The sequence below is a fragment of the Cyanobium sp. N5-Cardenillas genome, assembly GCF_024345515.1.
Taxonomy (GTDB): Bacteria; Cyanobacteriota; Cyanobacteriia; order PCC-6307; family Cyanobiaceae; genus Cyanobium.
Map to the genome: position 1 here is coordinate 1 of NZ_JAGQBG010000164.1, position 7,256 is coordinate 7,256.

Sequence of the window (7,256 nt, forward strand, 5' to 3'; positions counted from 1 at the left end):
GGAGAACGGAGCCACGAACCTCATCTATACCTTCACCCGCACTGGCGCCACCACCAGTCCCCTCACCGTCAACTACGCCATCAACGGCACCGCCACGGGCGGCAGCGATTACGCCGCCATCCCCGCTTCCGTCATCTTCTCGGCAGGTTCGGCGTCAACCACCGTCACCGTTGATCCCACCGGCGACACCGTCCTCGAGCCCAACGAAACCGTCAGCCTCACCCTCACGGCCGATCCCGCCTACCTCATCGGCACAGCCGGCGCCGTCACCGGCACCATCACCAACGACGACGCCGCCTCCTTCTCCATCGGCGATGTCTCCATCACCGAGGGCAACGCCGGCACCTCCACGGCCGTCTTCACGGTCACCCTCAGCAACGCCGTCAGCGGCGGCACCTCCGTCGCCTACGCCACCGCCAACGGCACCGCCACCGCTGGCTCCGACTACACAGTCACCTCAGGCACCCTCAACTTCACTGGCAACGCCGGTGAAACAAAAACCGTATCCGTCACCATCACGGGCGACACCGTCTTTGAGCCCGACGAAACCTTCTTCCTCAACCTCTCGGCACCCACCAACGGCGTCACCCTCGCCGACTCCCAGGGCATAGGCACCATCACCAACGAGGATGCCGCTCCCCTGCCCGTCATCTCCCTGGCCGTCTCCCCAGCCAGCGTCACCGAGAACGGAGTCACGAACCTCGTCTATACCTTCACCCGCACCGGCGCCACCACCAGTCCCCTCACCGTCAACTACGCCATCAACGGCACCGCCACGGGCGGCAACGATTACGGCGCCATCCCCACCTCTGTCGTCTTCGCCGCCGGTTCGGCGACGGCCACTGTCACCGTTGATCCCAACGCCGACGCGATCCTTGAGCCCGACGAATCCGTCTCCGTCACCCTTACGGCCGATCCCGCCTACGTCATCGGTACCACCACCGCCGTCACCGGCACCATCACCAACGACGACGCCGCTTCCTTCTCCATCAGCGATGTCACCCTCACCGAGGGCATCGGCGGCACCACCACTGCCGTCTTCACCGTCACCCTCAGCAACGCTGTCGGCGGTGGGGCGTCCGTTTCCTATGCCACCGCCGACAACACCGCCACCGCCGGCTCCGACTACCTCGCCACCGCGGGCACCCTCAACTTCACCGGCACCGCCGGAGAGCAGCGCACGGTCTCGGTCACGATCAACGGCGATACGGAGGTGGAGCCCAACGAATCCTTCTTCCTCAACCTCTCTGCCCCCACCAACGGCGTCACCATCGCCGACGGCCAGGGCCGGGGCACGATCAGCAATGACGACATCCCACCCCAGCCCGCCGGCACCCCGGTGCTGTTCTTCTCCGCCGTCACCGCCGCCAGCGGCCGCGAGCTCTGGTTGACGGATGGCACGGAGGCGGGAACCCGGCAGGTGATCGACGCCACACCGGGACCGTCAGGGGCGTTTCCCTCCACCGTGCAGCTGGCCAACGGCAAGCTCCTGTTCGCCTCGGACGATGCGGCGGGTGACACCGAACTCTGGGTCACCGACGGCACGACGGCCGGCACCAGCCAGCTGGTCGAGATCAATCCGATTGTCAGCTTCTCCAGCGCCATCGCCCCAACGTTCATCACGCCGTTCGATGGCGGCGCCCTCTTCTTCGCCGACGACGGCCTCAGCGGCAACGAGCTCTGGTTCACGGACGGCACCGCCGCGGGGACACGCCTCCTCGCCGACATCCAGCCGGGTGCCACCGGCTCACGCAATCCAGTCAGTCCTTTTCGCCAGCTCACCGTCTCGGGCAGCAAGGTCTTCTTCACGGCGAACACCACAGCCGAGGGCAACGAGCTCTGGGTGATCGAGAGCGTCGCGGCCGGCCCGCAGCTGGTCACCGAAATCGTTGCAGGGAGTGGCAGTGGCGGCATCTCCGTCCTGACCCCGTTCAATGACGGCGTTTTCTTCTACGCCAACGACGGCATCAACGGCGTGGAGGCCTGGTTCAGTGACGGCACCGCCGCCGGCACCGTCTCGCTCGGCAACCTCAGCCCGCTGGCCACCGCAGGGGCGACCAACCCGACCGTCGTTGACGACCGGATTTTCTTCGCCGTCCAGGTGAGCAACACACCTGGCGTGCTGGGCGGTGAGCTCTATGTGTCCGATGGCACGGCCGCCAGCACCACGCGCGTGCTGGCCAATGTTCAATGGCCGATCAACACGGTTGGCGCCGTCGACGGCAAGGCCGTCTTCATCGCCAACGATGGCGTCTCCGGCTCGGAGCTATGGATCAGCGACGGCACCCCCTCCGGGACCAAGATCCTCAAGGACATCCAGCCCGGTGGCATCAACAGCAACGGCGCGCTGGGCGCCGGCGCGGGAATCCTGTTCAACGGTGAGCTGTACTTCCGCGGCACGACGACGGCGGAAGGGGCCGAGCTGTGGAAGACCGATGGCACCGAGGCCGGAACCGTGCTGGTCGCCGACATCAACCCAGGCACCGGCAGCAGCAACGTCGATTTCCTGTTCAGCACGATCCTCAACGGGCGGCTCTACTTCCGGGCCACGACCCCCGGCGAAGGGCTCGAGCTTTGGTCGACAGATGGAACCACCTCCGGCACCTCCCGGGTGGCGGACATCAATCCGGGCACGGCCGGCTCGACGCCGACCAACTTCTCGGTGCAGGTGCTGCCGCCGCCTGTGGTTTCCATCAGCCTGGCCCCGGCCACGGCGGAGGAAGGGGAAGCCTTCACCCTCACCGCGACGCGGAGCGGCGCCGTTCTCAGCCAGCCCACCACCGTCACCTATACGATCACCGGGCCTGCGGCGAATGCGGGCGACATCGCCACGCCCCTGACGGGCACGATCACGATCCTCGCCAACCAGACGACCGCCACCCTCTCGATCGGCACGGTGGAAGACACGGTGGTGGAGGCCGACGAACCCTTCACCGTCACCATCACCAACCCCGTCAACGGCTCGATCGGCACGGCAACCGCCACGGCCACGATCCTCAATGACGACGCCGCCGCCCTGCCCGTCATCACCCTGGCCATCTCCCCGGCCAGCGTTCTGGAGAACGGCGCCGGAAACCTCGTCTATACCTTCACCCGCACCGGCGCCACCACCAATCCCCTCACCGTCAACTACACCATCGGCGGCACCGCCACCAACGGCAGCGATTACGGCCTGATCCCCACCTCCGGTCCCTCACTGACCGATATCAGCTTCGTCTCGAATGGCAGCAGCTTCATCAACGATACCGTCGTAGGGAACGGGACGTCGCCGCTGGCCTTCACGACGACCACGAGCTTGAGCGAGCCTTTCCTCAACGCGGCCAACTCCAGCATCAGCCTTGGCCTGGGCAGCTATTACGCGATTGCGTTCACCGGCTTCGGCGAGCATGTTGGTAACGGCCAGGTTTCGCTGCGCGAGGATGGCGGATCTCTGGTCACCCAGAACGTGGTGTTCCCGAGTCCGACAAGCGCCAGCGGCGAGTTCGCCAGCTTTGTGCTCGCGAGCGGCAATACCGTGGCCATCTCGGCCACCGGGCTTACGGCCGACCGCATCAGGATCACCTCCGATGGCGGGGGCCTCACTTCCGGTGGAGCAGTCGACGCCTTCTACGCCTTCACCTACGCCGCGCCGAGCAACGGCACGATCCCCGCCTCCGTCGTCTTCGCCGCCGGCTCGGCCACCGCCACTGTCACCGTCGATCCCACCGGTGACGCCGTCCTCGAGCCCGACGAAACCGTCTCCCTCACCCTCTCGCCCGATCCCGCCTACATCGTCGGAACCCCTGGCGCCGTCATCGGCACCATCAGCAATGACGATGCCGCTCCCCTGCCCGTCATCACCCTGGCCGTCTCCCCGGCCAGTGTCACCGAGAACGGCACCTCCAACCTCGTCTATACCTTCACCCGCACCGGCGCCACCACCAATCCCCTCACCGTCAACTACATGGTCGGTGGCAGCGCCACCAACGGCAGCGATTACGGCCTGATCGGCTCCTCCGTCATCTTCGCCGCCGGCTCGGCCACCGCCACGGTCACCGTTGATCCCACCGGTGATGCGGTCCTTGAGCCCGACGAAACCGTCTCCCTCACCCTCAGCGCCGATCCCGCTTACCTCATCGGCACTCCTGACGCCATCACCGGCACCATCAGCAACGACGATGCCGCCTCCTTCTCCATCAGCGATGTCTCGATCGTGGAAGGAGATTCCGGCACCTCACTCGCCGTCTTCACCGTCACCCTCAGCAACGCTGTCGCCGGTGGGGCGTCGGTGGCCTATGCCACCGCCAACGGCACCGCCTCCGCCGGCAGCGACTACGTCTCCACGGCCGGCAGCCTCAACTTCGCCGGCACCGCCGGCGAAACCCAGACCGTCTCCGTCACCATCAACGGCGACACGGACGTGGAGCCCAACGAATCCTTCTTCCTCAACCTCTCCGCTCCCACCAACGGCGTCACCCTCGCCGACGGCCAAGGGCTCGGCACCATCAGCAACGACGACGTAGGCAACAGCGATCCGGTGTTCGTCGCCGACCCGGCGATCAGCATCCGCCCCGGCCAGACCGCCACCATCACCGGCGCCAACCTCGTGGCCAACGACACCGACCCCGATGGCGACACCCTCTCGGTGGCCCAGTTCTCCATCGCCACCAGCCAGGGCGGATCCGTGGCCAACACCGCCTTCGACACCTACACCTACACCCCGCCCGCCAACTTCACCGGCACGGACACCTTCTCCTACGTGATCACCGACGGCTTCGGCGGAACCGCCAACGCCACCCTCGCCATCAACGTGGGGGCAAGGCCCAGCATCACCCTGGCCGTTTCCCCCGCCAGCGTTCTGGAAAACGGCGCCAGCGATCTCGTCTACACCTTCACCCGCACCGGTCCCACCACCGACGCCCTCACCGTCAACTATTCCATCGGCGGCACCGCCACCAACGGCAGTGATTACGACCTGATCGACACCAGCGTCAGCTTCGCGACCGGCTCTGCCACCGCCAGCGTCAGCGTCAATCCCATCGGCGACAGCGTCGTCGAACCCGACGAAACCGTGGCGCTCACCCTGCAGGCCGATGCCGCCTACACGATCGGCACAGCCGGTGCCGTCATCGGTACCATCACCAACGACGACCTCGGCCGCACCATCACCGGAACGAAGAACCGGGATGCCCTGGAGGGCACGGCCGGCGACGACGTGATCATCGGACTGCAGGGTCCCGACACGGTCCGGGGCAACGGCGGTGCCGATCGGTTCGTGTACACGAGCATCGTCGATGCCGGCGACACGATCATCGACTTCAACGGGGCCGAGGGTGACAAGGTCGACCTCAAGGGGGCCCTGGCCAGCGTCGGCTACACGGGAACCACGCCGATCACCGATGGCTATCTCACATTCGCCGCCAAGGGCAGCGACACCATGCTGCTGCTCGATCCCGATGGGTCCGGCCTGGCGGCGGCCAGGAGCTTCATCCTGTTCAAGAACGTCACCGTGGCCAGCCTCAGCAACCCGGACAATTTCATGGTCTGAACGTTCTGACCATGGCCTGGCCCTGACACAGAACTAAAGGCCAGATGAGCCAAACTTGAGCTAAGCTGAAAGACAACTGAGGCGATGGCCTCCTGCCCGCACCAGTCCCGCTTCCTCCTCCCATGACCAGTCTCCTCCCCAAACTTGCCTTCGCGACGACAGGTCTGGCTCTTGGCATGGCGCTGGCCCAGCCGGCCCCGCTCAAGGCGGCGGTCGTGAACTACACCTTCGACATCCTGATCGATGCGGGCCCCCTGCAGCCCAACACCTATACCGGCACCTTCGCCTACAACACGACGACGTTCGATCTTACCGATTTTTCCTTCCTGTTTCAGGGCACCCAGTACGACGAGAACGATGATTCGGGCGCGACGGTTTTCATCGACAATGGCGTCTTCCTGGGCCTGGAATATGCCATTGACACCCAGCCGGCCTTCACCTTTGTTCCCGGTTTCGATGATGTCAGCCAAGCGTTCTTTACTTACGATCTTGTTCCCGGCACCAGCCAGGGAGGCAGCGGAAGCCTGACGTTCACCCGGGTCGTCAATCCGAAGACTTCCGCCGTCCCAGGACCACTCCCGCTCCTGGGCGCCGCCATCTGCTTCGGCTACAGCCGCAGGCTGAAGCGGCGGATCACCGGCAGCATGCTTACCCGCACGCCCGACAGCGACCCGAACTGACCGCGGCCAGCGGCAGACACACCCAACGCGTTCCACACCTGCAGCACATCTGCAGCAATCGTGAAGATGCAGCCGTTGTGACCGTCTGGCATTCGCCATCAGAGAACAATGATAGTGAATTAGGATCAAGTCGCGATGAAGCCGGCAAGCCTTCGTGGAACTTCTGCGGGCTTCATGGGCGCCTTCGCAGCCGCCCTGCTGATCCAACCGCCTGCGATGGCACTGGATCTGTCCTTCGTTTTTGACGGCGTCATCGGCACCTTCCGCGGTCTGGAAGGCGGAAGGGCGAATGCATTCCCGCCTGCCGAAGTCGAGATGAACTTCGCCACGTCGTCGGGATCACCCAAGGGACGTTTCGACAAGGCACCGCGCTGCCTGCTTCCAGACTGCGGCTATGTCTCGGTGACAGCCGACGGTTCCATCTTCTCCACCCCGGCCCTGTTCCATGGCCACAACGCCGGTTGGCAGCTGCTGATCACCTCCTCAGCTTCGAACGATCGAAGCCTCCAACCGTCCGGTTCTGCCCTCGAGGACGGGGTCCTGCATGGATCCCTGCTCTATTGCCCCGGCTTTGAGCTGCATGGGGATCTTGAACAATGCCCCAGTCCCGCCCCCGGCACGGAACCAAGCAGCGGACGGCTCGATCCCCCTCCCCGTGGCGACCCGGCTGACCCAGCCGTTCCAGGCCCGCTTCCCTTCCTCGGCATCGCCACAGCCTTCGGTTTCAGCCGAAAGCTGAGAGCCAGGATCCGTCAATCGTCTCAGCGGTAGTTCTCGAACTGCAGCGGCACTTCCAGATCCTCCGCCCGCAGCAGGGTGATCACCTGCTGCAGGTCGTCCTTGTTCTTGCCGGTGACCCGCAGGCTCTCGCCCTGGATCGCCACGGTCACCTTCTTGATCTGATCCCGCACCAGCTTGCTGAGCTTCTTGGCCAGCTCCTGGCTGAGGCCCTTGCGCAGCTTCACCACCTGCTTCACCCGATTGCCGCCCACCGGCTCTGGGGTCTGCAGATCAAAGATCTTCAGCGACAGGTTGCGCTTGGTGGCCTT

4 protein-coding genes are annotated in these 7,256 nt (G+C 65.3%); 3 read left to right on the forward strand and 1 reads right to left on the reverse strand.

Features of this window, described 5'->3' with window-relative positions; genetic code table 11:
• The 3 genes from KBZ04_RS12505 to KBZ04_RS12515 all read left to right on the forward strand — a co-directional run.
• Nucleotides 1-5,527 (forward strand): ELWxxDGT repeat protein (locus KBZ04_RS12505; protein ID WP_254992241.1); only part of this gene is annotated, 5,527 nt, incomplete at its 5' end.
• Between the two features lie 122 nt (nucleotides 5,528-5,649).
• Entirely contained in the window at nucleotides 5,650-6,207 is a 558-nt protein-coding gene (locus tag KBZ04_RS12510; RefSeq protein ID WP_254992242.1) for a hypothetical protein, read from the forward strand.
• 135 nt (nucleotides 6,208-6,342) lie between these two features.
• Nucleotides 6,343-6,978, forward strand: a complete 636-nt coding sequence (locus KBZ04_RS12515) for a hypothetical protein (RefSeq protein ID WP_254992243.1) — start codon at nucleotides 6,343-6,345, stop codon at nucleotides 6,976-6,978.
• Here the strand turns inward: KBZ04_RS12515 and KBZ04_RS12520 are convergent.
• A partial coding sequence (locus tag KBZ04_RS12520) for a DUF520 family protein (RefSeq protein WP_254992244.1) occupies nucleotides 6,969-7,256 on the reverse strand: 288 nt, incomplete at its 5' end. The genes KBZ04_RS12515 and KBZ04_RS12520 overlap by 10 nt on opposite strands.